Annotated in this window: 24 protein-coding genes; 9 read left to right on the forward strand and 15 right to left on the reverse strand. The window is 64.2% G+C overall.

The window, feature by feature from the left end; all coding sequences use genetic code 11:
• The first annotated feature begins 36 nt into the window (after window positions 1-36).
• Window positions 37-261 carry a hypothetical protein gene (locus E2K76_RS14105; protein WP_136684996.1) on the forward strand — a complete coding sequence of 75 codons (225 nt, stop codon included), beginning with the start codon at window positions 37-39 and terminating at the stop codon, window positions 259-261.
• A 10-nt stretch (window positions 262-271) separates the two neighbouring features.
• Here E2K76_RS14105 and E2K76_RS14110 read toward each other — a convergent pair whose 3' ends face one another.
• Both E2K76_RS14110 and E2K76_RS14115 read right to left on the reverse strand, forming a co-directional pair.
• Window positions 272-940 carry a GntR family transcriptional regulator gene (locus E2K76_RS14110; RefSeq protein ID WP_136684997.1) on the reverse strand — a complete coding sequence of 223 codons (669 nt, stop codon included), beginning with the start codon at window positions 938-940 and terminating at the stop codon, window positions 272-274.
• A gap of 22 nt (window positions 941-962) precedes the next feature.
• Complete coding sequence (locus tag E2K76_RS14115; RefSeq protein ID WP_136684998.1) at window positions 963-1,844, reverse strand: LysR family transcriptional regulator; 882 nt, start codon at window positions 1,842-1,844, stop codon at window positions 963-965.
• A gap of 105 nt (window positions 1,845-1,949) precedes the next feature.
• On the opposite strand from E2K76_RS14115, the gene E2K76_RS14120 reads away from it, so the two are divergent.
• Both E2K76_RS14120 and E2K76_RS14125 read left to right on the forward strand, forming a co-directional pair.
• Window positions 1,950-2,156 (forward strand): DUF1127 domain-containing protein, encoded by a 207-nt coding sequence (locus E2K76_RS14120; RefSeq protein ID WP_136684999.1) that lies wholly within the window; start codon window positions 1,950-1,952, stop codon window positions 2,154-2,156.
• Window positions 2,157-2,240: 84 nt separating this feature from the next.
• Window positions 2,241-4,211: a BCCT family transporter gene (locus E2K76_RS14125; protein ID WP_136685000.1), complete on the forward strand. Its 1,971-nt coding sequence runs from the start codon at window positions 2,241-2,243 to the stop codon at window positions 4,209-4,211.
• Here the strand turns inward: E2K76_RS14125 and E2K76_RS14130 are convergent.
• The 9 genes from E2K76_RS14130 to cyoA form a co-directional block, all read right to left on the reverse strand.
• Window positions 4,208-4,447 (reverse strand): hypothetical protein, encoded by a 240-nt coding sequence (locus tag E2K76_RS14130; RefSeq protein ID WP_136685001.1) that lies wholly within the window; start codon window positions 4,445-4,447, stop codon window positions 4,208-4,210. The two genes, E2K76_RS14125 and E2K76_RS14130, sit on opposite strands and share 4 nt — an antisense overlap.
• A gap of 84 nt (window positions 4,448-4,531) precedes the next feature.
• A complete protein-coding gene (locus E2K76_RS14135) occupies window positions 4,532-5,317 on the reverse strand; it encodes a DUF72 domain-containing protein (RefSeq protein WP_136685002.1) in 786 nt (261 codons plus the stop codon).
• The gene (locus tag E2K76_RS14140; RefSeq protein WP_136685003.1) at window positions 5,317-5,847 is read right to left on the reverse strand and encodes a response regulator transcription factor; all 531 of its coding nucleotides are present in this window, start codon (window positions 5,845-5,847) and stop codon (window positions 5,317-5,319) included. Before E2K76_RS14140 ends, E2K76_RS14135 begins: the two co-directional genes overlap by 1 nt.
• On the reverse strand, window positions 5,840-7,081 hold the full coding sequence (locus E2K76_RS14145; protein ID WP_136685004.1) for an ATP-binding protein: 1,242 nt from the start codon (window positions 7,079-7,081) through the stop codon (window positions 5,840-5,842). Before E2K76_RS14145 ends, E2K76_RS14140 begins: the two co-directional genes overlap by 8 nt.
• Complete coding sequence (locus E2K76_RS14150) at window positions 7,081-7,791, reverse strand: SURF1 family protein (RefSeq protein WP_136685005.1); 711 nt, start codon at window positions 7,789-7,791, stop codon at window positions 7,081-7,083. Before E2K76_RS14150 ends, E2K76_RS14145 begins: the two co-directional genes overlap by 1 nt.
• Window positions 7,788-8,162 carry a cytochrome o ubiquinol oxidase subunit IV gene (cyoD, locus tag E2K76_RS14155; protein WP_181952907.1) on the reverse strand — a complete coding sequence of 125 codons (375 nt, stop codon included), beginning with the start codon at window positions 8,160-8,162 and terminating at the stop codon, window positions 7,788-7,790. Before cyoD ends, E2K76_RS14150 begins: the two co-directional genes overlap by 4 nt.
• Window positions 8,162-8,782 (reverse strand): cytochrome o ubiquinol oxidase subunit III, encoded by a 621-nt coding sequence (gene cyoC, locus E2K76_RS14160; protein ID WP_136685007.1) that lies wholly within the window; start codon window positions 8,780-8,782, stop codon window positions 8,162-8,164. The genes cyoD and cyoC overlap by 1 nt, the downstream gene beginning before the upstream one ends.
• Window positions 8,779-10,770 carry a cytochrome o ubiquinol oxidase subunit I gene (cyoB, locus tag E2K76_RS14165; protein WP_136685008.1) on the reverse strand — a complete coding sequence of 664 codons (1,992 nt, stop codon included), beginning with the start codon at window positions 10,768-10,770 and terminating at the stop codon, window positions 8,779-8,781. Before cyoB ends, cyoC begins: the two co-directional genes overlap by 4 nt.
• A 13-nt stretch (window positions 10,771-10,783) precedes the next feature.
• A complete protein-coding gene (gene cyoA / locus E2K76_RS14170; protein ID WP_246032970.1) occupies window positions 10,784-11,950 on the reverse strand; it encodes a ubiquinol oxidase subunit II in 1,167 nt (388 codons plus the stop codon).
• Between the two features lie 162 nt (window positions 11,951-12,112).
• On the opposite strand from cyoA, the gene E2K76_RS14175 reads away from it, so the two are divergent.
• On the forward strand, window positions 12,113-13,432 hold the full coding sequence (locus tag E2K76_RS14175) for an MFS transporter (RefSeq protein WP_246032971.1): 1,320 nt from the start codon (window positions 12,113-12,115) through the stop codon (window positions 13,430-13,432).
• A gap of 64 nt (window positions 13,433-13,496) precedes the next feature.
• Here the strand turns inward: E2K76_RS14175 and cysN are convergent, their stop codons facing one another.
• The 4 genes from cysN to E2K76_RS14195 all read right to left on the reverse strand — a co-directional run bounded on the left by cysN (window position 13,497) and on the right by E2K76_RS14195 (window position 18,799).
• Window positions 13,497-15,404 carry a sulfate adenylyltransferase subunit CysN gene (cysN, locus tag E2K76_RS14180; RefSeq protein WP_136685011.1) on the reverse strand — a complete coding sequence of 636 codons (1,908 nt, stop codon included), beginning with the start codon at window positions 15,402-15,404 and terminating at the stop codon, window positions 13,497-13,499.
• Window positions 15,404-16,315, reverse strand: a complete 912-nt coding sequence (gene cysD, locus E2K76_RS14185) for a sulfate adenylyltransferase subunit CysD (protein WP_136685012.1) — start codon at window positions 16,313-16,315, stop codon at window positions 15,404-15,406. The genes cysN and cysD overlap by 1 nt, the downstream gene beginning before the upstream one ends.
• A gap of 155 nt (window positions 16,316-16,470) precedes the next feature.
• Entirely contained in the window at window positions 16,471-18,507 is a 2,037-nt protein-coding gene (gene recQ, locus E2K76_RS14190; RefSeq protein ID WP_136685013.1) for a DNA helicase RecQ, read from the reverse strand.
• Window positions 18,508-18,511: 4 nt separating this feature from the next.
• Window positions 18,512-18,799, reverse strand: a complete 288-nt coding sequence (locus tag E2K76_RS14195; RefSeq protein ID WP_136685014.1) for a YggT family protein — start codon at window positions 18,797-18,799, stop codon at window positions 18,512-18,514.
• Between the two features lie 129 nt (window positions 18,800-18,928).
• Between E2K76_RS14195 and E2K76_RS14200 the strand changes: the two genes are divergently transcribed.
• The 5 genes from E2K76_RS14200 to E2K76_RS14220 all read left to right on the forward strand — a co-directional run bounded on the left by E2K76_RS14200 (window position 18,929) and on the right by E2K76_RS14220 (window position 23,277).
• On the forward strand, window positions 18,929-19,519 hold the full coding sequence (locus E2K76_RS14200) for an acyl-CoA thioesterase (protein ID WP_136685015.1): 591 nt from the start codon (window positions 18,929-18,931) through the stop codon (window positions 19,517-19,519).
• Between the two features lie 3 nt (window positions 19,520-19,522).
• A complete protein-coding gene (locus tag E2K76_RS14205; protein WP_136685016.1) occupies window positions 19,523-20,842 on the forward strand; it encodes an MFS transporter in 1,320 nt (439 codons plus the stop codon).
• Window positions 20,839-21,711: a penicillin-insensitive murein endopeptidase gene (gene mepA, locus E2K76_RS14210; RefSeq protein ID WP_136685017.1), complete on the forward strand. Its 873-nt coding sequence runs from the start codon at window positions 20,839-20,841 to the stop codon at window positions 21,709-21,711. The genes E2K76_RS14205 and mepA overlap by 4 nt, the downstream gene beginning before the upstream one ends.
• On the forward strand, window positions 21,684-22,583 hold the full coding sequence (locus tag E2K76_RS14215) for an esterase-like activity of phytase family protein (RefSeq protein ID WP_136685018.1): 900 nt from the start codon (window positions 21,684-21,686) through the stop codon (window positions 22,581-22,583). The genes mepA and E2K76_RS14215 overlap by 28 nt, the downstream gene beginning before the upstream one ends.
• A gap of 73 nt (window positions 22,584-22,656) precedes the next feature.
• Window positions 22,657-23,277, forward strand: coding sequence for a queuosine precursor transporter (locus tag E2K76_RS14220; RefSeq protein WP_136685019.1), 621 nt, complete (start codon window positions 22,657-22,659; stop codon window positions 23,275-23,277).
• Window positions 23,278-23,366: the final 89 nt, after the last annotated feature.

The raw sequence follows: 23,366 nt of genomic DNA on the forward strand, positions 1-23,366 counted from the left end.
TACGGTCGGGATGCCATTGGAACCAGGGTGCCTGTGATGATTTTCCTGCTGCGATACCAGATGGACGACGTCACGGATGTGATTATCGGACCCTATCACGCAATCCTTCAGGATCTGTTCAAACTAATTCAGGACCGTCTGCCCGCAAACCATCCCTATCGTCATTTTGCGCTGCCCTTCACCGAAGATCAGCAGAACGACATTTTCGAGGTCGCCGCCCGCCGTATGCGTATCCGCTTCGACGTGATTCCCCTAGCATGATTGAGCCGCCTCAGGGCGCGAAATACCCCGGAAAACGGCGCTGAAGGCTGTCGACATGGCTCATCACCGGGTTCAGGTGGCGGCGCATGGCATCCGTGGCACCATCCCCATCCCGAAGCGCGATTCCACGGACGATCCGGTCATGCGCGTCCAGAATCGCGTCATCCCCCTCGAACGGGTGCAGATGCTCCATACGTTCCATCACGGCGGATCGGCGATGCAGGATGGCGCGCAGCCCTTCCTTGCCCACCGCCCCGAACAGCGTGGCGTGGAACATGTCGCCAAAGGCGCGAAAGGCATCCTGCGCCCCGGCCGTCGCGGCCCCGTCCTGCATCGCGATGGCAGAACGGGCGCGGGCGATCACCTCCTGCCGGCATTCGCCCGCCAGTTCGCGCGTCACCTCGGTTTCGACAGCAAGGCGCAGGAAATGCGCCTCATGCACCTGCGCCAGCCCGATATGGGTCACGACCGTGCGCGATTGCGGCTGGATGCGGACCAGCCCTTCTTGCTGAAGCAGGATCAATGCCTCGCGCACCGGGGTGGGGCTGGTTCCATGCTCCTCGGCCAGCGCCTTGGGGTGGAGCACCGCGCCGGGGGACAGGTTCAGATCGATGATGCGTCGACGCAGCGTCGCATGTATCCCTTGGGCAAGGGTCTCGAACTCGCCTTCTGCCTGCATATCCGCCCCTCCTGCGCGAAGACTAGGCCGCGGGCGCCGCCTCGGCAATCTGTTCGCGCCGATACTGGTCGCAGATCATCGCGACGAAAGGGGCGCAGACGGGGCGGTCGCGAAACGGGCGCCCGACATAGATGTTGATGCGCTTCGTCGGCAACGGGGGCAACAGGCCCGCCGGGACAGGCTCCATATACGGCCCTTCACAGCCTGAAAGCACCGCCGTCACGCCAAGATCGGCGCTGACCGTCGCTTCGATGGTCCGCGAATTGTCGGATTCCACCCCCACCGTCCAATCGATCCCAGCGCGGTCCAGCGCCTCGATCGCGCCCGGACGAAAGGCGCAGCCCTGTTCGAATGCGATCCGCAGAGGGCGATGACGATGGCTTACCCCGCCCGGCGCACCGACCCAGATCAGCGGAACCTCAGCCAGAACCTCGCCCTCGGGGTCGGTGCGATCTTCGGTCGTCAGGATCACGTCGCATTCGCCGCGCGCAAACTGGGCCTTCAGCGCCGTGGTATAGGACGAGATGAGCCGCACGCTGACTCGCGGAAAGGCCGCGGCAAACAGCTGCATCACGCGCGGAATGCCCGGATAGACGATGTCATGCGGCACGCCCAGCACGATCTCGCCCTCGAAGGCGTCGTTGGTCAGGCGGGTCAGCACCTCGTCGTTCAGCGCAAGCATGCGACGGGCATAGCTGGCAAGCTGCTCGCCCGCCGGGGTGAGGCCGACCTGCCGCTGACCCCGATCCAGAAGCTGAAGGTCCATCGATTCCTCCAGCCGCTTGATCTGCATCGATACGGCGGATTGCGTCAGGTTCAGGAACCCCGCTGCCCGCGTTACCCCGCCGACATCGGCGATGGTCACAAGCGAGCGCAGGGCCCCAAGGTCAAGATTTCGCGCCATGATCGCTTTCTGTGATGATCGACCTAACAACCATTCATTTTGATAATCTATCAACCCGTGGCAATCCTGACAAGCACGACGACCCGGCATGAAAGGAAAACCACGATGGTCGCGAAATCGCTCTCTCGTCCCGCTCCCGCACCCGGCCTGCGCGGCCTCTGGCGCCGCCTGCTGCTTGCCCATCAGGCGCGCCGCCAAAGGATCAAGCTGTCGCAACTGGACGACGCCCGGCTGGCCGATATCGGTCTGACGCGCAATCAGGCCGAAGCCGAGGCTGCCCGCTGGGACGTCCCGACGAACTGGCGTCACTAGGCCCCGGCCTTCCCCTGCGACAATGTGGCCCTAGTCTTAGGTCCAACGCCGCGAAGGTGGTGAAGGACAGAAGGGAACAGTGTCATGAAAAGGTTCACACCAGGGGGGGTCGCCCCCCTGCCATTCTTCGGCTCTGCCGTCATCTCGCTTGCATTGATCCTGTTTGCGTCGCTTGCACCCGAGGCTGCGTCCGCATGGTTCACCGCCGCCAATGGCTGGATCGTGCGCGAGATGGGCTGGTTCTATATGCTGGCCGTCGGCGGCTTCGTCATCTTTCTTCTTTGGCTGGCCTTCAGCCCGCTTGGAAAGGTGAAACTGGGGCCGGACGAATCCGTTCCCGACTACAGCTATGGCACATGGATCGCGATGCTGTTCAGCGCGGGAATGGGCATCGGCATCGTCTTCTATGGCGTGGCCGAACCGATCATGCATTTCCAGGCCCCGCCGGACGCAGACGCCCGCACCCCCGCCGCCGCCCGCGACGCGATGAGCATCACCTTCTTCCACTGGGGTGTCCACGCCTGGGCGATCTATGCGGTGATGGGGCTGGCACTGGCCTATTTCGGCTTCCGCCGGGGCGATCCGCTGGTCATCCGCTCGGCCTTCCGGCCGCTGCTGGGCGACCGGATCAACGGGCCGATCGGCGACATGATCGACATCTTTGCCGTGGTCGGCACATTGGCAGGTCTTTCGACCTCACTGGGGCTCGGCGTCGCGCAGTTGAACGCAACCGGCACCTATCTTCTTGGCCTGCCGCAGTCGACGGGCATCCAGCTGGTGCTGATCGCCATCGTGACGGTGCTCGCCACGATCACCGTGGCGACGGGATTGGACAACGGCATCCGGCGGCTGTCGGAATTCATCCTGATCCTGTCCTTCGTGTTGATGGGGCTGATCCTGATCCTTGGGCCGACGCGGTTCCTGCTGCAAAGCTTCGTCGAAAACATCGGCCTCTATATCGACAGCTTCGTCTCGCGCACCTTCCACATTTATGCCTACGAGCCGGGCGAGTCAGCCTGGGTGGGGTCATGGACTCTGTTCTACTGGGGCTGGTGGATGTCGTGGTCGCCCTTCGTTGGGCTGTTCATCGCCCGGATTTCACGCGGGCGGACGATCCGGCAATTCCTTCTGGGCGTGCTGTTCGCCCCGGCGGGCTTCACCTGCATCTGGTTCACGATCTTCGGCGATCTGGCGATCTGGCTGGACCTGAACACCGCGCAGGGGGCGATTTCCACCACGGTGGCGGAAAACATGCCCATCGCGCTGTTCACCGTGTTCGAATACATGCCATTCTCGACCGCGCTCGCATGGCTCGCAGGCCTGCTGGTCGCGATCTATTTCATCACCGCATCCGATGCTGGGGCGCTGGTCATCGCCATGATCACGTCGAAGGGCGACGAGGAGCCGGTCCTTTGGCTGCGCGTCTTCTGGGCGCTGATTTGCGGCGGGGTCGCGGGCTGTCTGTTGCTGGCGGGCGGCCTCGACGCCGTCGAAATGGCGGCGGTGATCGCGGCGGCACCCTTGTCGATCGTGATGGTCTTCATGTGTTTCGGCATCTGGAAGGGCCTGTCGGACGAGGTTGCCCTGACCGCCAGCGCCGCCCTTCCCGCGGCCCCGCTGATCGGAAATGAAAGCGCGGTCTGGCGCCGCCGCCTTGGCGCCATCGTCAGCCACCCGCGCCGCGCGCAGGTGGACCGCTTCGTGGATGGCACCGTCATCCCCGCACTGGAGGCGGTTCAGGCGGAACTGGGCAAACGTGGCCATGCCGCCAATGTCGAGACGACCGAGGAGGGCGTCGCCCTGCGCGTGAACCTTGGCGAGAACATCAGCGATTTCGTCTATGGCATCCGCCCGATCAGCCAGCCGATCCCGGCCTTTGCGCTGACGGACACCGCGCGCGGCGAAGGGGGCCGCAACCGTTACTACCGCGCCGAGGTGTTCCTTGCGCAGGGCAGTCGCGGCTACGACATCTTCGGCTATGACAAGGAAGAGATCATCGCCGACATCGTGGCCCATTACGACCGCTACCTGCACTACGTCTCGTTGACGGGTTAAAACAGCAGCCACAGCATGAAGGCGGCGGACAGCGCCGCCAGCACCATTCCGGCGCGGGTCAGGTTGCGGATGTCGACCTCGCCCTGCGCGTCCTGCCGTTCAAGCCAGCCCTGGCTGTCATCGGTCAGGCTGGCTTCCAGGCGCCGCAGGCGGTCCATCGCGGTTTCGACCTGCGGCGTTTTTTCGGCGCGGGGCAGCGGGGCGATGGCGGGAAATTCGATGTTCGTATCGGTCATTTCGGAAAACTCACTAAATCAATGGCGCGGTCAGTAGGACCGGCCTGTGTCCGAAATGGGGCCTGAGGATGACAAATATGGACGTTATCTTAACCGGTTAATGATCGAAACCGCCGCCGCCGGATTCCGTGCCTTCTCGCCCGAGATGACATACAGATAAACGTCGCGCGGTTTGCGCTCGGGCTTGGTCAGCAAGGGCATGTCCTGCGGCAGGTGCCCTTCCGCCCATGACTTCGCCCGCCGCGCCCAATCGTCCAGCGCCTGCGTGGAATAGCCTTCCTCATGCGCGTCGGTCGTGCCCATTGCGCGGACATAGACGAAATCGGCGGTCGGATCGGCGATCAACGGATGCTCCGAATCGGCACCGCAGATGATGGCGACGTTGTGCCGGGTCATCATTCCCACCGCCTCGGGAACCGCGAAACTGTCGTGCCGCAATTCGACCGCATGGCGCAGGGGCAAGCCATCCACCTCGGGCGGCAGCAGTTTCAGGAACGCCTCGAAATCCGCGGGGTCGAATTTCTTGGTCGCCATGAACTGCCAGTTGATCGGTCCAAGCTTCGGGCCAAGTCGCGCGATGCCACCTTCGATGAACCGGGTGATCGACGGCTCGGCTTCGGCCAGAACCTTGCGGTTGGTGGCATATCGCGGGGCCTTCAGCGCAAAGACGAAATCATCGGGCACCTCGTCGTGCCACTTCGAATAGGTGTCCGGCGACGGCGCGCGATAATAGGTGCCGTTGACCTCGATGCTGGACAGCTGGCGCGAGGCGTGGTGCAGCTCCTGCGACTGCGGCAGGCCCTTGGGATAGAAGCTGCCCCGCCACGGCTCGAATATCCAGCCGCCGATCCCCACGCGCACCTTTGCCATCACCGCACCTGCCATTTCTCCAGTTTCCGGGCCAGCGTGCGGCGGTGCATTCCCAGCCGCCGCGCCGTTTCCGAGATGTTGAAATCCGTCGCAACCAGCATCTCGTGGATGCGTTCCCATTCCAGCGTCTTGATCGTGGTCGGCATGTTGCCCGCCTCGACCGAGGTGTTGCCCTCGCTGCGCTGGAAGGCGTCCAGAATGTCGTCGGTGTTCGAAGGTTTGGTCAGGTAATGGCAGGCGCCCAGCTTGATCGCCTCCACCGCCGTCGCGATGCTGGCAAAGCCGGTCAGCACCACGATCAGCATCTCGGGGTCGTGCTTGTGCAGCCGGTCAACACAGACCAGCCCCGAGCCGCCCGAAAGCTTCAGATCGACGACCGCATGGGTCGGGTGATGCGTCTCCAGCACAGCGTCCAGCATGTCCGGCCCACTGGCCGTCACCACCCCGAAACCGCGCTTTTCCAGCGACCGTTTCAGGGTCGCCGCGAAATCGGCGTCATCCTCGACCAGAAGCATCAGACCTTCAGACATCGTCCTCCTCCAACGCGAGCGAGGCCAGCGGGAGGCGCACCGTCACCACCGCACCGTCATCGGCATTATGGGCCGATACATCGCCCCCCAGTTTGCGCAGCGCGCTGACGGCAAGGAAAAGTCCCAGTCCCCGCCCCGCAGCACCCTTGGTCGATGTATAGGGCCGCCCGAAATCCGCCAGCATTTCCCGCGAGAAGCCCGGCCCCTGGTCGCGCACCGTCAGCACCAGATCCCCGTCCGAACGGGCAGCCTCCAGCGCCACCCAGTCGGGCGACACCTCATGCGCATTGTCCAGCACGTTCATCAACATCTTCTTCAGCGTGGCGTCCGAGACGATCGGGACATCATCGCCGAAGCGGTCCTCCAGCACCAGCCCGTGAAAGTTGCGCCCCTGAGCCCATTCCTGCGCCAATTCCCCGACGAAGGCACGCACTCCGGTCACGCGCGGCGCCTCGCCCCGCACCTCGCCCGAGGTCATCAGGATGCCCGTCACGATGGCCTTGCACCGATCCACGGCCCGCTGCATCACGGCAATATCCTCGCGCTGTTCGGGGTCGGTCACGCTGCGACGCCAATCGCCAAGGATCACCGAGATCGAAGCCAGCGGCGTGCCCAGTTCATGCGCCGCGCCGGATGCGAACAGGCCCATGCGGACGATGTGATCCTCCTCGGCGGCGCGTTGGCGCAGGCGTTCCAGCCGCGCGGTGCGGTCCGACAAGTTGGCGGCGACGCGCGTGACGAAGGCCACGATCAGCACCGCATCCAGCGTCAGCCCGACGAACATGCCACCGATATAGACGGGAAAGAACTCCATCCCCTCGGGCAGAACCAGCGGCAGGTGAAATTCCGTCAACAGCGCGAAGATCACGCTCATCAACCCGACCAGCGACCAGCTTATCTCGCGCGGAAGCAGCACCGCCGACAGGGTGATCTGCAAGAGAAACAGTGTGGTGAACGGGTTCGTCGCACCGCCCGACAGCGCAAGCTGCGTCGCCAGCGCCAGAACGTCGATCAGCAATTCGACCGGAAGCGCCCATTTCCAGCGCCGCAGCCGCGTCAGGCTGATCAGGTTGACCGCGACCAGCACCGCCACCACCAGCCCCATCGGCAAAAGCGGCAGGCGGATTCCGATGATGTTATGTGCCACAAGGATCGTCGCGATCTGACCCGCCACCGCCAGCCAGCGCAACTGCACCAGCAGCGCAAGATCCCTGCCATCGGTGGTCTGGTCCATCAACCGCGCCTGAGCCGCCTCTCGTGCCGAGCGACATAGACCGTCGCGGCGACAAGACCAAGGGCCAGACCGAACCATGTCAGCGCATAGCTGAGGTGGTTGTTGCGGAAACTGACCACCGTCAACCCGCCGATGGGCAGATCGCCCGTCCGGTCGGCGTCGACGAAGAAGGGCTGCAGATCGACACCCTTGGCAGCGCCGATGGCCGCCACATCGCGCGAGAACCAGCGATCCGCCGCAGGGTCGTTCTGCCTCAGGAAGCCGCCGCCCGGTTCGGTCATGCGAAGCAACCCGTTCACCGTCAACTCGCCTTCGGACGAAGGGATGGCAGCGCGCTGTTCCGGCAGCACGAAGCCGCGGTTGACCAGATAGGTGCCATTCGCGGTCTGCATCGGGGTCAGCACCCAGAATCCGCCGCCTATGGCCGTGACTGCCTGCGTGAATACGGTGTCTTCATAAAGGAAACGACCCGACAGCGTCACACGGCGATATTCGTCTGCCGCCTGCGTGACCGGCCCGGTCGGCACCGGCACCGGCGGTTCCGCCAGCCGCGCCTCGACCCGGTGGATCAGGTCGGTCTTCCAGGACAGGCGCTGGACCTGCCAGATGCCCAGCCCCAGAAGCAGAACGATGCCAAGGGCGGCAAGCACCCCAAGCACCGCAAGCGTCAGGGCCGATCGCGGCGCGCGTTCCGGCCCTGCCTCGGTCACTGCGGAACGCTCATCAGGTCCATGTCGTGACCCGGCATCATGTTGGTGTTCATGTGATACATGACCCAGATCGAGCCAGCCAGCATGATGACAACCACGATGATCGTGAAGATCAGCGCCGTCATCGTCCACCCCTCCTCGGCCGAGGAGGTCATGTGCAGGAAGAAGATCATGTGAACGATGATCTGCACCACCGCCATGCCGACCACGACCGCGACCGTCCAGCCCCTGCTTTCCAGCCCGCCGGTCATCACCAGCCAGAACGGGATCGCCGTCAGGATCACCGACAGCACGAAACCGATGACATAGGATTTCATCGAGCCATGCGAATGGCCGTCGTGATGCGCGTCGTTATGCGAATGAGAAGCCATCAGATCATCCCCATCAGGTAGACGAAGGTGAAGACGCCGATCCAGATGACGTCCAGGAAGTGCCAGAACAGGCTCAGGCAGCCCAGACGGCGCTGGTTGGCCGCCGTCAGCCCGCGCTTGTGGACCTGCACCATCAGCGTGACCAGCCAGATAATGCCGAAGGTCACGTGCAGCCCGTGCGTTCCGACCAGCGTGAAGAAGGCCGACAGGAAGGCCGACCGCTGCGGCGTCGCGCCGATATGGATCAGGTGGTGGAACTCGTAAAGTTCGATGCCAAGGAAGGCGAGGCCGAACAGGCCCGTCACCCCCAGCCAGATCAGCACCTGACGGCTGTTGTTCTTCACCATGGCCAGCATCGCAAAGCCATAGGTGATGGACGAGAACAGCAGCATCGCCGTGTTCAGCGCGATCAGCTCCAGCTCGAACAGGTCCTTCGGACCCGGCCCGGCGGCGAAGTTGTTGCCCAGCACCGCGAACACCGCGAACAGCACGGCGAACATCAGGCAGTCGCTCATCAGATAGATCCAGAAGCCCAGCATGGTGCTGTGACCTTCGGGATGATGCGGCTCCTCGGGCAGATGGAACGTTGCCCGGTCTTTGGGAAGGGTGATCGTGCTCATGCTTTCAGGCTCGCCAGTTGGGCTTCGCGCTTGCGCTCGGTCTCGATCACCTCATCCACGGGGATGTAGTAATCGCGGTCGTTGTCGAAGGTGTGATAGATCGCATAGCCGACGATCCCGATGAACGACAGCGCCGCCAGCCACCAGATATACCACACCAGCGCGAAGCCGCAGATCACCGCCAAGGCCGACAGTATGACCCCCGCCCCGGTTCCGCGCGGCATGTGGATCTCGGCAAAGCCAGCCGTAGGACGCTGATAGTTCCGCGCCTTCATGTCGTGCCAGGCATCGACATCATGCGCGACCGGCGTGAACGCGAAGTTGTAGTCCGGCGGCGGTGAAGACGTTGCCCATTCCAGCGTGCGCCCACCCCACGGGTCGCCCGTGAAATCGCGCAGCTGGTCGCGTTTCCAGATCGACACCGCAATCTGGATCAGGAAGGCACCGATGCCGATGGCGATGATACCAGCACCGACTGCCGCAATCTGGAACCAGATCTGCAGGCTCGGATCATCGAAGGTCCGCAGGCGGCGCGTGACGCCCATCAGGCCCAGAACGTAAAGCGGCGTGAAGGCGACCCAGAAGCCGACGACCCAGCCCCAGAAGGAAACCTTGCCCCAGAACGGGTCGAGCTTGAACCCGAAGGCTTTCGGCCACCAGAAGTTGATCGCCGCGAACAGGCCGAACACGACGCCGCCGATGATGACGTTGTGGAAGTGCGCGATCAGGAACAGCGAGTTGTGCAGCACGAAGTCCGCCGGCGGCACTGCCAGCAGCACGCCCGTCATCCCGCCGACCGTGAAGGTCAGCATGAAGGCGACCGTCCACATCATCGGCAGCTCGAACCGGATGCGGCCCTTGTACATGGTGAACAGCCAGTTGAAGATCTTGGCCCCGGTCGGGATCGAGATGATCATCGTGGTGATCCCGAAGAACGAGTTCACCGACGCGCCCGACCCCATCGTGAAGAAGTGGTGCAGCCAGACGAGGTAGGACAGAACCGTGATCACGACCGTGGCATAGACCATCGAGGTATAGCCGAACAGGCGCTTGCCGGTGAAGGTCGACACGACTTCCGAGAACACCCCGAACAGCGGCAGGATCAGGATGTAGACCTCCGGGTGGCCCCAGATCCAGATCAGGTTCACATACATCATCGGGTTGCCGCCCAGATCGTTCGTGAAGAAGTTCGTTCCCACGTAGCGGTCAAGCGACAGCAGCACCAGAACCACCGTCAGCACCGGGAAGGACGCGACGATCAGCACGTTCGTGCACAGCGAGGTCCAGGTGAAGATCGGCATCTTCATCATGGTCATGCCCGGTGCGCGCATCTTGATGATGGTGACCAGCAGGTTGATCCCCGACAGCGTCGTGCCGACACCCGCGACCTGAAGGCCCCAGATGTAATAATCGACGCCGACATAGGGCGACGCCCCGATCCCCGACAGCGGCGGGAAGGCCAGCCAGCCCGTCTGACCATATTCGCCGATGAACAGCGAGATCATGGTGATGATCGCCCCGCCCGCCGTCATCCAGAACGAGAAGTTGTTCAGGAACGGGAAGGACACGTCGCGCGCACCGATCTGAAGCGGCACGACATAGTTCATCAGGCCCGTGACCCACGGCATCGCTACGAAGAAGATCATGATCACGCCATGCGCCGTGAAGATCTGGTCGTAGTGGTGCGCGTTCAGATACCCTTCGGACCCGTTGAAGGCGATCGCCTGCTGGACCCGCATCATGATCGCATCGGCAAAACCGCGTAGCAGCATGACAAGGCCGAGGATCATGTACATGATCCCGATCTTCTTGTGGTCGACCGAAGTGAACCACTCGTTCCAGAGATAGCCCCAGAGCTTGAAATAGGTGAGCGCGCCAACAAGGGCGATCCCGCCGAGCGCCACAGCCACGAAGGTCAGCTGGACGATCGGATCATAGGGAATCGCGTTCCAGTCAAGGCGGCCGAAGATGAATTCGGTAAGCGTCATGGTGCGGGTTCCGTCAGAGGGCTTCGGCGCCGCGGGGCGTCCGTAGCAAAGTGAAAGTCGGGGTCAGCGACATGGCGGGCTGCGCCAATGCGTGACCGCGGATCGGCGTCGCAGCCTTGGGATGCACGACTTCGGTTTCGGCCGCACCATACATGCGCTCCGAATCCAGCACCGTGCAGAAGGCATCGACCGTGATCGGCGCATTGCCCAGCACCGTGCCGCGGCGGGCGTATTTGTCATGCGTCAACGCGGTGACGTTCATGATGCCGGCGATGCCCATGCCGCCCTGACGGTCCAGCGCCATCATCTCGTCCATGCACATCTTGCCAGATTCGACGCAGAAGTTGAGGATCGCGTGGTAAAGATCGGCATCGACCGTGCCGAACCGGGTCGGCGGGACATGCTCGCTGGGCTTTTCCAGTTCCAGATATTCGGCGCGGTCCAGCGCGGCGTCCGATGCGCGGACATCGGCGACCCATTGGTCGAACCCGGCCTGATCCAGCGCATGGGCCTTGAACCGCATCCCCGAGAAACCGTGACCCGAGTAGTGCGACGAGAAGCCGTCATACACGCCTTCGTTGTTGAAGACGCCGTTCAGCTTCGTCTCCATTGCGGGCATCGAATAGATCATGCCGGCCATCGCGGGGATGTAGAAGGCGTTCATCACCGAGGTCGAGGTCAGCGAAAACTCGATCGGGCGATCCACCGGCGCTGCCAGTTCGTTCACTGTCGCGAAACCGTATTCGGGATAGATGAACAGCCACTTCCAGTCCATCGACACGACCTGCACGCGCAGGGGCGTGTATTCCGCCTCGATCGCCTTGTCGGCCGAGATGCGGTCCAGCTTGCGATAGGGGTCCAGAAGGTGCGTGCCGACCCAGGTCAGCGCGCCAAGGCAGATGATGATCAGCAGCGGCGCCGACCAGATCACCAGCTCCAGCCGGGTCGAATGGTGCCATTCGGGATCGTATTCGGCCTCTCGATTCGACGCGCGATACTTCCACGCGAAGAACACAACCAGCGCCATGACCGGCACGATGATAAGGAGCATGAGCCCCGTGGACAGAAGCAGCAGGTCGCGCTGCTGTGCGGCGATATCACCCGAAGGCGACAACACAACCGCTTTGCAGGACGCAAGAAACAGCAGCGATGCTATGGCGGCGAAGCGAAGGCTTTTCACGGCTTTTCCATTCGACAAGGGCGGACAGGGCGGCCGGACTGCGGCCTTGGCAGGCCCATAAACCCGATGCCGCGAATGCAACATTGGACAATTTGCCCAATCCAAAGTCTACTCGATCCAAGGCAGACAGCCAAACGACCAAATCGAATGGAGTTGACGCCAGTGACTACCCCGGCTTCCACCACAGCGGAACAGGACGCACGCGACCTTCATTCCGACACGCATCACGAGGCCGATCCCGGCGAGATCTCGATCGGTGTGATCATCGGTCGCACGTCCGAGTTCTTCGACTTCTTCGTCTTCGCGATCGCAACCGTGCTGATTTTCCCGGCGCGGATCTTCCCGTTCGTGGACCCGCTGACCGGCACGGCCTATGCCTTCGCCGTCTTCGCGCTGGCCTTCCTGGCCCGCCCGCTGGGCACCGTCTTCTTCATGTGGGTGGACCGCCATTACGGACGCGGCGCAAAGCTGACATCGGCCATCTTCCTTCTGGGCACCAGCACCGTGGCGATGGGCTTCATCCCCAGCTATGACACGCTGGGCGTCTGGTCGATCTGGATCCTGTGCATCCTGCGCATCGGTCAGGGCTTCGCGCTTGGCGGCGCTTGGGACGGGCTTGCCTCGCTGCTGGCGCTGCACGCGCCGGAAAACAAGCGCGGCTGGTATGCGATGATCCCGCAGCTTGGCGCACCGCTTGGTCTGATCGTGGCATCGGGGCTGTTCTTCTATCTCGTCAATTCGCTTACCGCCGAGGATTTCCTCGACTGGGGCTGGCGCTATCCCTTCTTCGTGGCCTTCGCGATCAACGTCGTGGCGCTGTTCGCCCGCCTGCGGATCGTCGTGACCCCGGAATACGAGGAAATGTTCACGAATCGCGAACTCCAGCCCACCCTCGTGGGCGAGACGCTTCGCCACGAATCGCGCAACATCCTGATCGGCGCCTTCACCCCGCTGGCCAGCTTCGCGCTGTTCCACATGGTGACGGTGTTCCCGCTCTCCTACGTCTTCCTGTTCACCGACCAAAGCCCCGCACGCTTCCTCATCATCGAAGTGGTGGGCGCGATCGTCGGCCTGTTCGCGGTGCTGACCTCGGGCTTCATCGCCGACCAGTTCGGCCGCCGGACCCTGCTGGCATGGAGCGCGGTGCTGATCGGGGTCTTCGCGCTGGTCGCCCCCCTGCTGCTCAGCGGCGGCGAACTCGGCGAGCTGCTCTACATGATCGTGGGCTTCATCCTGCTGGGCCTCAGCTTCGGCCAATCCTCGGGGGCCGTCGCCTCGCGCTTCTCGACCACCTACCGCTACACCGGCTCGGCGATCACCTCGGACATCGCATGGCTGATCGGCGCAGGGTTCGCCCCGCTGGTCGCGCTGTGGCTGACGTCCAACCTCGGCCTCTGGACCGCGGGTGCCTACCTTCTGTCGGGCGCGGTGGTCACGCTGCTGGCGCTGCGGGTGAACAAGATGCTGGATCTGCGCAGCTGATCCGGCGACAGCACAGACGCAAAAGGGGGCCGCAAGGCCCCCTTTTTCATTTCGGTAACAAGGCTCAGCCTTTCAGAAGCTTGTCCACGATCAACTCCGCCGCCGCTTCCGCCGTCATGTCCACCGTGTTCACGGTGATCTCGGCCAGCTCGGGCGCCTCATAGGGGCTGTCGATCCCGGTGAAGTTCTTCAACTGCCCCGACCGCGCCTTCTTGTAGAGCCCCTTCACGTCCCGCGCCTCTGCAACCTCCAGCGGCGTGTCGACGAAGACCTCGATGAACTCGCCCTCCGCCATCAGGTCGCGCACCATCCGCCGCTCGGACCGGAAAGGGCTGATGAACGCCGTCAGCACGATCAGGCCAGCATCGGTCATCAGCTTCGCCACCTCGCCCACGCGGCGGATGTTCTCCACCCGGTCGGCATCGGTAAAGCCCAGATCGCGGTTCAGCCCGTGACGCACGTTGTCGCCGTCCAGCAGGAACGAATGCCGCCCCATCGCATGCAGCTTCTTTTCCACCAGATTGGCGATGGTGGATTTGCCCGACCCCGAAAGCCCGGTGAACCACACGACCCGCGCCTTCTGCCCCTTCTGCGCGGCATGAGCGTCGCGGCTGACATCCACCGCCTGCCAATGGATGTTCTGCGACCGGCGCAGCGCGAAATGGATCAGCCCCGCCGCCACCGTCGCATTGGTCATCCGGTCGATCAGGATGAACCCGCCAAGGCTGCGATCCTTGCCATAGGGCTCGAACACCAGCGGCCGGTCGGTGGAGATGTTGCACACCCCGATCGCGTTCAGCTTCAGCACCCGCGCCGCCAGATGTTCGGCGGTGTTGACGTTCACCTCGTATTTCGGCTCGGTGATCGTCGCTGTCACCGATTGCGTGCCCAGCTGGAGGATATAGGGGCGGCCCGGAAGCATCTCGTGCTCGTCCATCCAGATCAGCGTCGTCTCGAACTGGTCGGCCACCTCGGGCGGCGCATCCGCGACCGAGATCACATCCCCGCGCGAGCAGTCCACCTCGTCGTTCAGAGTCAGCGTCACCGCCTGCCCCGTCACTGCCTGTTTCAGCGCGCCGTCATAGGTGACGATGGCCTTCACGGTCGTCGTCTTGCCCGAAGGCAGCACCCGCACAGCATCGCCCGGCTTCACGCTGCCCGACGAAATCGTCCCCGCAAACCCGCGGAAGTCGAGGTTCGGGCGGTTCACCCACTGCACCGGCATGCGGAACGGCTGATCCGCCTGACCGCGATCCGAAAGCGGCACCTCCTCCAGATGGGTCATCAGGGTCGGCCCCTGATACCACGGCATCCCGGCAGAACGGTCCACGATGTTGTCGCCCTTCAGCCCCGAAATCGGAATCGCAACGAAATCCTTGATGCCGATGGAGGTCGCGAACTCGCGATACGATGCCACGATCTCGTCGAACCGATCCTGCGAATAGCCGACGAGGTCCATCTTGTTCACCGCCAGCACCACGTTCGGAATGCCCAGCAGGTTCACGATATAGCTGTGGCGGCGGGTCTGCGTCAGCACCCCCTGCCGCGCGTCGATCAAAATCACGGCAAGGTCCGCCGTGGACGCGCCCGTGACCATGTTGCGCGTGTATTGTTCGTGCCCCGGCGTGTCAGCGACGATGAACTTGCGCTTGTCGGTGGCAAAGAAGCGGTAGGCCACGTCGATGGTGATGCCCTGCTCGCGCTCGGCCGCCAGACCGTCTACCAGCAGGGCGAAGTCGATCTCCTGACCCTGCGTGCCGACGGCTTTCGAATCCTTGGACAGCGACGCCAGCTGGTCCTCGAAGATCATCTTGCTGTCGTAAAGCAGCCGCCCGATCAGCGTGGATTTCCCGTCATCGACCGATCCGCAGGTGATGAAGCGCAGCATCGTCTTGTGCTGGTGCGTTTCCAGATAGGCGTCGATGTCTTCGGCGATCAGGGCATCGACCTTGTATTCGAACGTATCGGTCATCAGAAATACCCTTCCTGCTTCTTCTTCTCCATCGAGGCCGAGGCATCGTGGTCGATCGCCCGCCCCTGCCGTTCGGACGTCGTGGTCAGCAGCATTTCCTGAATGACCTCGGGCAGCGTCGCGGCGGTCGATTCCACCGCGCCGGTCAGCGGATAGCATCCCAGCGTGCGGAACCGGATGGACCGTTCCACCGGCACTTCGCCGATCCGAAGCGGGAAGCGGTCGTCATCCACCATGATCAGCAGACCGTCGCGTTCCACCGTCGGGCGCGGGGCCGAGAAATAGAGCGGGACGATCTCGATCCCCTCCAGATGGATATATTGCCAGATGTCCAGCTCGGTCCAGTTCGACAGCGGGAAGACGCGGATCGACTCGCCCTTGGCCTTGCGCGCGTTATAGGCGTTCCAAAGCTCCGGCCGCTGGTTCTTGGGGTCCCAGCGGTGGTTGGCACTGCGGAACGAGAACACACGTTCCTTCGCGCGGGATTTCTCCTCGTCGCGGCGCGCGCCGCCGAAGGCCGCATCGAAGCCGTATTTCGTCAGCGCCTGTTTCAGCCCGTCGGTCTTCCACATGTCGGTGTGGAGCGATCCGTGGTCGAACGGGTTGATCCCCTTCTCCATCGCCTCGGGGTTGTGATGGACCAGCAGCTCCATCCCTGCATCGCGGGCGGCCTTGTCGCGCAGGTCATACATCGCGCGGAACTTCCACGTCGTGTCCACATGCAGCAGCGGAAAGGGCGGCGGCGCGGGATAGAACGCCTTTTTCGCCAGATGCAGCATGCAGGCCGAATCCTTGCCAACCGAATAGAGCATCACCGGATTGGTCGCGGTTGCCACCACCTCGCGCATGATGTGGATGCTTTCCGCCTCCAGCCGTTGAAGGTGGGTCAATGTCCGCTCGTCAAGTGCCATGGAAGGTTCCGCCGCTTGTTCCGAACCCAAGCTGTGCCACAACCGGAGGCGGCGGTGAAGGCATTGCCGCGAAAAGGGACGGTGCCTTGCCGCCGCTGTGCGCCATGGAACAGGCATCCCCCGCGCCCCACCTGCGGGGAAAATCGTTCCGCGTTTCAGCCCTCGGCGATGACGGACAGGAAAGCTTCCCCGAAGCGTTCGATCTTTTGCGGCCCAAGCGCGGCCACGCGGTCAAGGTCGGTCAGGGTCGCGGGACGCGCCTCGGCGATGCGGCGAAGCTCGGTCTGCGACAGGGACAGGGGTTTTCCGGTGCCATCCTCACCGCGCATCAGGCGCACATGCTCCTCCGCCAGCCGGTCGAAGACGGCGCCGGCGTCGCGCCCGGCCAGACGGCGGCGCTGCGGGTGCATCGGGGCGGCGTCCTGATTGACGACGGCCAGAAACGCCTCGCCATAGCTTTCCAGCTTCTTCGCGCCGACGCCGCTGACCTTCCCCATCTGGTCCAGCGTCGCGGGGCGCATCGAGGCCATCTCGGCCAGCGTCCGGTCGGGGAAGATCACATAGGCGGGCACGTTCGCCGCCTCGGCCAGCGCGCGGCGTTTCGCCTTCAGCGCGGACATCAGCGGCGCATCCTCGTCCGCGACCAGCGCCTTGACCACCGTGCGGGGCTGGGCCGAAGCGATGGTGTCGCGGCGCAGCTCGATGCTGGCCTCGCCCTTCAGGATCGGAACGGCGGCGTCGGTCATCCGCAGCGCGCCGTGGCGTTCCGGGTCGGGGCGCACCAGATCGCGGCCCATCATCTGGCGGAACACCGCACCCCATGCGGGCTTCGACAGATCGCGGCCCACCGCAAAGGTCGGCAGCCCGTCATGGCCCTTGTCGCGCACCTTCTGCGTCGCGTTCCCGGTCAGAATGTCGATCAGATGGCCCGCGCCGAACCATTCGCCGGTGCGCAGGATCGCCGACAGCGCCTTGCGCACCGCCTCGGTCGCGTCGAACAGTTCTGCCGGACGGTCGCACAGGTCGCAATTGCCGCAAGGCGCGGCATCCTCGCCAAAGTAACGCAGCAGCACCTGACGGCGGCATTTCGCAGCCTCGGCCAGACCCAGCAGCGCGTTCAGGCGGGCGTGGTCGGCGTTTCGACGTTCCACCGGCGCCGGGCTTTCGTCGATCTGGCTGCGGCGCAGGCGAATGTCGTCCTGTCCGTAAAGCGTCAGCGTTTCCGCCGGAAGACCGTCGCGGCCACCGCGCCCGATCTCCTGATAGTAACCTTCGATCGATTTCGGCAGGTCGGCATGGGCGACCCATCGGATGTCGGGCTTGTCGATCCCCATGCCGAAGGCGACGGTGGCGACGACGATCAGCCCATCCTCGCGCTGGAACCGGACCTCGACCATCCGGCGTTCCTCGGCATCCATGCCGCCGTGGTAGTGGCAGGCCTCGTGCCCATCCTCGCGCAGCGCCTGCGCCAGCGTCTCGGTCTTGGCGCGGGTGGCGGTATAGACGATGCCCGACCGCCCCTTGCGCGCGGCGGCATAGGCGAGGATCTGTCTGCGCGGATTGTCCTTCACCCCGAAGGCAAGGTGGATGTTCGGCCGGTCGAATCCGCGCAGGAACGTCTCGGGCTGCACCCCGTCGAACAGCCGGGTGATGATCTCGGCCCGCGTTTCTTCGTCCGCGGTGGCGGTGAAGGCGGCCAGCGGCACATCCAGCGCGCGGCGCAGCGCCCCGATGCGCAGGTAATCGGGGCGGAAATCATGGCCCCATTGGCTGACGCAATGCGCCTCGTCCACCGCGATCAGGCCGACGCCGATCCGCCGCAGCATGGATTCCGCAACCGCCAGCCGCTCGGGCGCCATGTAAAGCAGCTTCAGCCGTCCCGCATCCAGCGCGCGGAAGACCTGCTCCGTCTCCTCGTCGGTATTGCCCGATGTCAGCGCCCCGGCCTCGACCCCCACCTCGCGCAAGCTGCGGACCTGATCCCGCATCAGCGCGATCAGCGGGGAAATCACCACCGTCACCCCATCGCGGCACAGGGCGGGCAGCTGGAAGCACAGCGACTTGCCCCCGCCCGTCGGCATGATGGCCAGCGTGTTCCGTCCTGCCGTGACCGCATCCACGATCTCGGCCTGGCCGGGGCGGAACTCGGGAAAGCCGAAGACGGAATGCAGAAGGTCGGCAGGTGTCGTCATCGGATCAGAAGAACGCGCCCGCGTTGTTCACGATGATGATCCGCAGCGCATAGATGCACAGCAATGCCACCAGCGGCGCAAGGTCCAGCCCCCCCATCTGCGGCAGGAACGACCGCAGCCGGCCATAGACCGGCTCCAGCAGGCGGTTCAGCCCTTCCCAGATCTGATAGACCAGCGGCTGGCGCAGGTTCAGCACGTTGAAATTGATCAGCCAGCTCATGATGATATGAGCGAGGATGATGAATTGCGCGACTTGCAGGATCAGCAGCAGAATCTCGAAAAGGGATACCATGGTCCATTCCATCGGGGGGGATACGCGATCACAGGTAAGGGGCATGGCCCGAAAGGGCAACCACCTTCCGCCGCGTCCCGCTTGACCGCGCCGCGATGTCGCGGCAGTCAGGGGCGAAAGGAGCCGCCGATGTATCCCTATCTTCGCATGGCCCTGCATATGCGCGCGGCGCGGCGGGCGGGGCCGTTGCCGCTGACGGGCACGCATGTCTCGCACCACCTGATCACGCCCTTCGACATCGACCCGTGGATGGAACTGAACAACGGCCGCACGCTGACGCTGTTCGATCTGGGCCGCGTCGGCATGGGCATCCGCATCGGCCTGCCGCAGGTGATGAAGCGGAACGGCTGGGGTCTGACGGTGGCGGGCAACACGACGCGATACCGCAAGCGGGTGACGATCGGGACACGTCTGGTCATGCGCACCCGCTGCATCGGCAGCGACGAGCGGTTCCTGTATGTCGAACAGAGCATGTGGCGCGGGACGGATTGCACCAGTCACATGCTGCTGCGATCCGCCGTGGTCGAAAACCGCCGCATGATCCCGCCCGCGCGGCTGCTGGATGCGCTGGACGCGCCGCGCCCCGATCTGCCGGGCTGGGTGCGGGCATGGTCCGATGCCGACGCGATGCGCCCCTGGCCACCCGAACCGGGGCCGCCCGAGATTTTCCCTTGCGAAACCAGCCCGATTGACGCTTCATCCGGCCGCAAGCGGGGGTAGGTCATGCGCAGGATCTGGGGCTGGTACTTCTTCGATTGGGCCAGCCAGCCCTATAACACCCTGCTCATCACCTTCATCTTCGCGCCCTATATGACCCGGATCATCGGGGATGGCGCGATGGCGCAATCGGTCTGGGGGCTTGGCCTTGGACTGACGGGCATCCTGATCGCGCTGGCGGCTCCGGTCTTGGGAACCATCGCGGATCGGGCGGGCGGGCATATGCGCTTCATCCTGCTGTTCTCGGTCCTGTATGTGGCGGGGGCCTGGGGGCTGTGGTGGTCGGCGCCGGGGGATTTCAGCATCTGGTGGGTGATGCTGTCCTTTTCCATCGGCATGATCGGCATGGAATTTGCGACCACCTTCACCAATGCCCTGATGCCCGGTCTGGCCGCGCGCGAGGATATGGGGCGGCTCTCCGGCTCGGGCTGGGCCTTCGGCTATGTCGGGGGCGTCGTGGCGCTGATCTTCGTGCTGCTTCTGTTGCAAGAGGGGCCGGAAGGGCGCACCCTGCTGGGCATCGCACCGATCTTCGGGCTGGACGCGGCCGCGGCCGAGGGCACCCGCGCCGTCGGACCGTTCACGGCGATCTGGTATGCGGTCTTCATGATCCCGTTCTTCCTGTGGGTGCGCGTGCCGCATGTCCGGGGCATCCCCGTCCGCCGCGCCGCGCGCCAGGCGTGGCCCGAGTTGCGCGCGCACCTGCGCGAATTGCCCAAACGGCGCAGCTTTGCCGCCTTCCTTGGCGCATCGATGCTGTATCGCGATGCGCTGAACGGGATCTATGCCTTCGGGGGCATCTATGCCGCCGGGGTCCTGGGCTGGCAGGTGCGCGACGTGGGCATCTTCGGCATCCTTGCCGCGGTGACGGGGGCGATCTTTGCGTGGCTCGGCGGACGGGCCGACAGCCGATACGGGTCCATGCCGGTGATCGTCTTCTGCACCGCCCTGCTGGCGCTGCTGGCGGCGGGGGTGGTGGGCGTGTCGCGGGGCAGCGTCTTCGGCATGGCCGTGGCCGAGGGCAGCCGCCTGCCCGACATCGCCTTCTATGCCATCGGCGCGCTGATCGGCGCGGCGGGCGGCGCGCTTCAGGCCGCAAGCCGCACGATGCTGCTGTGGCAATCGGACCCGGCGCGGCTGACGGAAAGCTTCGGCCTTTACGCATTGGCGGGAAAGGCCACGTCATTTCTTGCGCCCCTGCTGGTCGGGATCGTCACCGCGATCAGCGGATCGCAGCGCGTGGGCGTCGTTCCCGTGATCGTGCTGTTTCTTCTGGGGCTGCTTCTGCTACTGTGGGTAAAACCCAAAGGCGAGCAGGCCCCATGAAGTTTCTTCTCCTTGCGCTGGCGCTTGCTGCGACACCGCTTCATGCCCAGACCGCTGCCCGGCTGTTCGGGGCCGAGGCGACGCCGTCCCCCCACCGCCCCGCCGCCGTGGGGTTTTATTCCAAGGGCTGCGGCGCGGGGATGGTCGCGCTGCCGGAGACCGGGCCGACATGGCAGGCGATGCGCCTGTCGCGGAACCGCAATTGGGGCCAGCCCGAGATGATCGCCTATCTTCAGGACCTGTCCCGCACCGCGACGCGGTTCGGCTGGCCGGGCCTCTATATCGGCGATATCAGCCAGCCGCGCGGCGGGCCTGCGACCTCGGGCCATGCCAGCCACCAGATCGGGCTGGACGCCGACATCTGGATGCTGCCCCCGCAGCGCCTGAACCTGACACGGGCCGAGCGGGAGAGCATCAGCTCCGTCCCCGTCCGGTCGGCGGACCAACGGTCGGTCACGCGCAACTGGACGCCCGCGCATCACGCGCTGATGCGGGCGGCGGCCAGCGACGACCGGGTGGACCGCATCTTCGTCGCCGCCGCGGTGAAGATCGAGATGTGCCGCAGCGCGACCCGTGCCGACACGCATTGGCTGCAAAAGATCCGCCCCATCGCGGGGCATGACACCCATTTCCACGTCCGCCTGAAATGCCCGCCCGGCGCGGGCATGTGCCAGACGCAAAGCCCGACGGTTGCCGAACTGTCCAAGGGCGGCAATGGTTGCGACGACACGCTGGCATGGTGGGTGACCGAATACCTGAACCCGACCAAACCGACCGAGCCCGATGCGGGGCCGCGCCCACGGCACCCGCGCGAATACACGATGGCAGACCTCCCCTCCCAATGCTCCGACGTCTTGCGCGCGCGCTGATCCTCGTTCCCCTTGCCCTTGTGGTCCTTGTCGCACTCGCCATTCTGGCGGTGCGGCTCAGCGCGAATGTGCCGCCGGGTCAGGGCCATGCGGGGACGTTCCAGTGGCGCATGGACGATCCGGCCTTTGGCGGTTTCTCGGCCATCGAACTGGACGACAGCGGCACGCAGATGACCGTCATCTCGGACCGGGGGGCATGGACGCGCAGCACGATCCGGCGCGAGAATGGCCGCATCGTCGGCATCGACGCCGAACCCGTTCGCCCGCTGCTGGACCACGAAGGCAAGCCCGTCCAGCGCGAGTTTGCCGACAGCGAGGGGCTGGCCATCGGCGCGGACGGCGTCGCCTATGTCAGCTTCGAGCTTTACTCGCGCGTGCTGCGCTTCCCCGATTTTACGCAAAAGTCGAACCGTCTGCCGCACCACCCGGAATTCCTGCAATACCCCATCAATTCCTCGCTCGAGGCGCTCGCCATCGACGATGACGGCGCGCTCTACACCATCCCCGAGGAACCTTTGGGCGATGGCCCCTTCCCCGTCTATCGCCTGCGCGGCAAGGTCTGGGACAAGCCGTTCACCTTCCCGCGCCGGGGCTGGTATCTGGTGACCGGGGCCGACATCTTCGAAGGGTGGCTCTATGTGCTGGAACGCGGGTTCTGGGGCGTCGGCTTTTCCACCCGCGTGCGCAGCTTCGATCTGGATGGCGGGGGCGAACGGGTGCTGATGAACAGCCGCCTTGGCCAGTTCGACAACATGGAAGGCATCGCCGTCTGGCGCGATGGGGCCGATACGGTCCTGACGATGATCTCGGACGACAATTTCATCCCCGTTGTTCAGCGGACCGAGATCGTGGAATACCGCATCCCCGATTGACGAATCCGCCCGAAAGGCGTATCGGCCTGCGCTTCCCAAGTCTCCGCGACCTTGTAAAAAACGGAAAACACGAATGCGAGCGCAGATCCCCGGCATCCTTGCGATGGCCGTCATCGTGGTGGTGTCCAACATCGCCGTCCAGTTCCACTACGGTTACTACCTGACCTATGGGGCCTTCACCTATCCGCTGGCCTTTTTGGTCAACGATATCGTCAACCGCGTCTATGGCGCGGCGGCGGCACGCAGGGTTGTCTGGGCGGGCTTCGTCACGGGCCTCGTCTGCTCGCTGATCGGCACGCAGATCATGGGCGAGTTCGGCCCCCTCGTGACGCTGCGCGTGGCGCTGGCCTCGGGCGCGGCTTTCCTGTTCTCGCAACTGTTCGACGTGTTCCTGTTCGATCGCTATCGCACGCAGAACTGGTGGCGCGCGCCCATCATCGGCACGCTGGCCGGAACGATGGTGGACACCGCCCTGTTCTTCTTCATCGCCTTTTCGGCCACGCTGGTTTTCATCGAACCTGCCAACGATGTCGCATGGGCGGCGGAACTCGTGCCGTTGTTGGGGGTTGGTCCGATCGCGCCGTTCTGGGCCTCGCTTGCCGCTGCCGACCTGATCGTCAAGATCGTGATCGCATTTGTGGCACTTCTGCCCTTCCGCATAATTGTTCGGCGGATGACGGCAGGAATTGCGTGAAGCCCGTTGACATATACCAGATGTGTGCCAACCTTCAGGGTATCGGCAACACATTTGAAAGGAGGTGATCCAGTGTCTAGAGTGATATT

This window comes from Falsirhodobacter xinxiangensis, from assembly GCF_004959935.1.
Classification (GTDB): domain Bacteria; phylum Pseudomonadota; class Alphaproteobacteria; order Rhodobacterales; family Rhodobacteraceae; genus Falsirhodobacter; species Falsirhodobacter xinxiangensis.

Coding starts and splice junctions, on each gene's coding strand:
- E2K76_RS14105 (WP_136684996.1), top strand. CDS start 37: ATGATTTTCCTGCTGCGATACCAGATGGACGACGTCACGGATGTGATT.
- E2K76_RS14110 (WP_136684997.1), bottom strand. CDS start 940: ATGCAGGCAGAAGGCGAGTTCGAGACCCTTGCCCAAGGGATACATGCG.
- E2K76_RS14115 (WP_136684998.1), bottom strand. CDS start 1,844: ATGGCGCGAAATCTTGACCTTGGGGCCCTGCGCTCGCTTGTGACCATC.
- E2K76_RS14120 (WP_136684999.1), top strand. CDS start 1,950: ATGGTCGCGAAATCGCTCTCTCGTCCCGCTCCCGCACCCGGCCTGCGC.
- E2K76_RS14125 (WP_136685000.1), top strand. CDS start 2,241: ATGAAAAGGTTCACACCAGGGGGGGTCGCCCCCCTGCCATTCTTCGGC.
- E2K76_RS14130 (WP_136685001.1), bottom strand. CDS start 4,447: ATGACCGATACGAACATCGAATTTCCCGCCATCGCCCCGCTGCCCCGC.
- E2K76_RS14135 (WP_136685002.1), bottom strand. CDS start 5,317: ATGGCAAAGGTGCGCGTGGGGATCGGCGGCTGGATATTCGAGCCGTGG.
- E2K76_RS14140 (WP_136685003.1), bottom strand. CDS start 5,847: ATGTCTGAAGGTCTGATGCTTCTGGTCGAGGATGACGCCGATTTCGCG.
- E2K76_RS14145 (WP_136685004.1), bottom strand. CDS start 7,081: ATGGACCAGACCACCGATGGCAGGGATCTTGCGCTGCTGGTGCAGTTG.
- cyoD (WP_181952907.1), bottom strand. CDS start 8,162: ATGGCTTCTCATTCGCATAACGACGCGCATCACGACGGCCATTCGCAT.
- cyoC (WP_136685007.1), bottom strand. CDS start 8,782: ATGAGCACGATCACCCTTCCCAAAGACCGGGCAACGTTCCATCTGCCC.
- cyoB (WP_136685008.1), bottom strand. CDS start 10,770: ATGACGCTTACCGAATTCATCTTCGGCCGCCTTGACTGGAACGCGATT.
- cysN (WP_136685011.1), bottom strand. CDS start 15,404: ATGACCGATACGTTCGAATACAAGGTCGATGCCCTGATCGCCGAAGAC.
- cysD (WP_136685012.1), bottom strand. CDS start 16,315: ATGGCACTTGACGAGCGGACATTGACCCACCTTCAACGGCTGGAGGCG.
- recQ (WP_136685013.1), bottom strand. CDS start 18,507: ATGACGACACCTGCCGACCTTCTGCATTCCGTCTTCGGCTTTCCCGAG.
- E2K76_RS14195 (WP_136685014.1), bottom strand. CDS start 18,799: ATGGTATCCCTTTTCGAGATTCTGCTGCTGATCCTGCAAGTCGCGCAA.
- E2K76_RS14200 (WP_136685015.1), top strand. CDS start 18,929: ATGTATCCCTATCTTCGCATGGCCCTGCATATGCGCGCGGCGCGGCGG.
- E2K76_RS14205 (WP_136685016.1), top strand. CDS start 19,523: ATGCGCAGGATCTGGGGCTGGTACTTCTTCGATTGGGCCAGCCAGCCC.
- mepA (WP_136685017.1), top strand. CDS start 20,839: ATGAAGTTTCTTCTCCTTGCGCTGGCGCTTGCTGCGACACCGCTTCAT.
- E2K76_RS14215 (WP_136685018.1), top strand. CDS start 21,684: ATGCTCCGACGTCTTGCGCGCGCGCTGATCCTCGTTCCCCTTGCCCTT.
- E2K76_RS14220 (WP_136685019.1), top strand. CDS start 22,657: ATGCGAGCGCAGATCCCCGGCATCCTTGCGATGGCCGTCATCGTGGTG.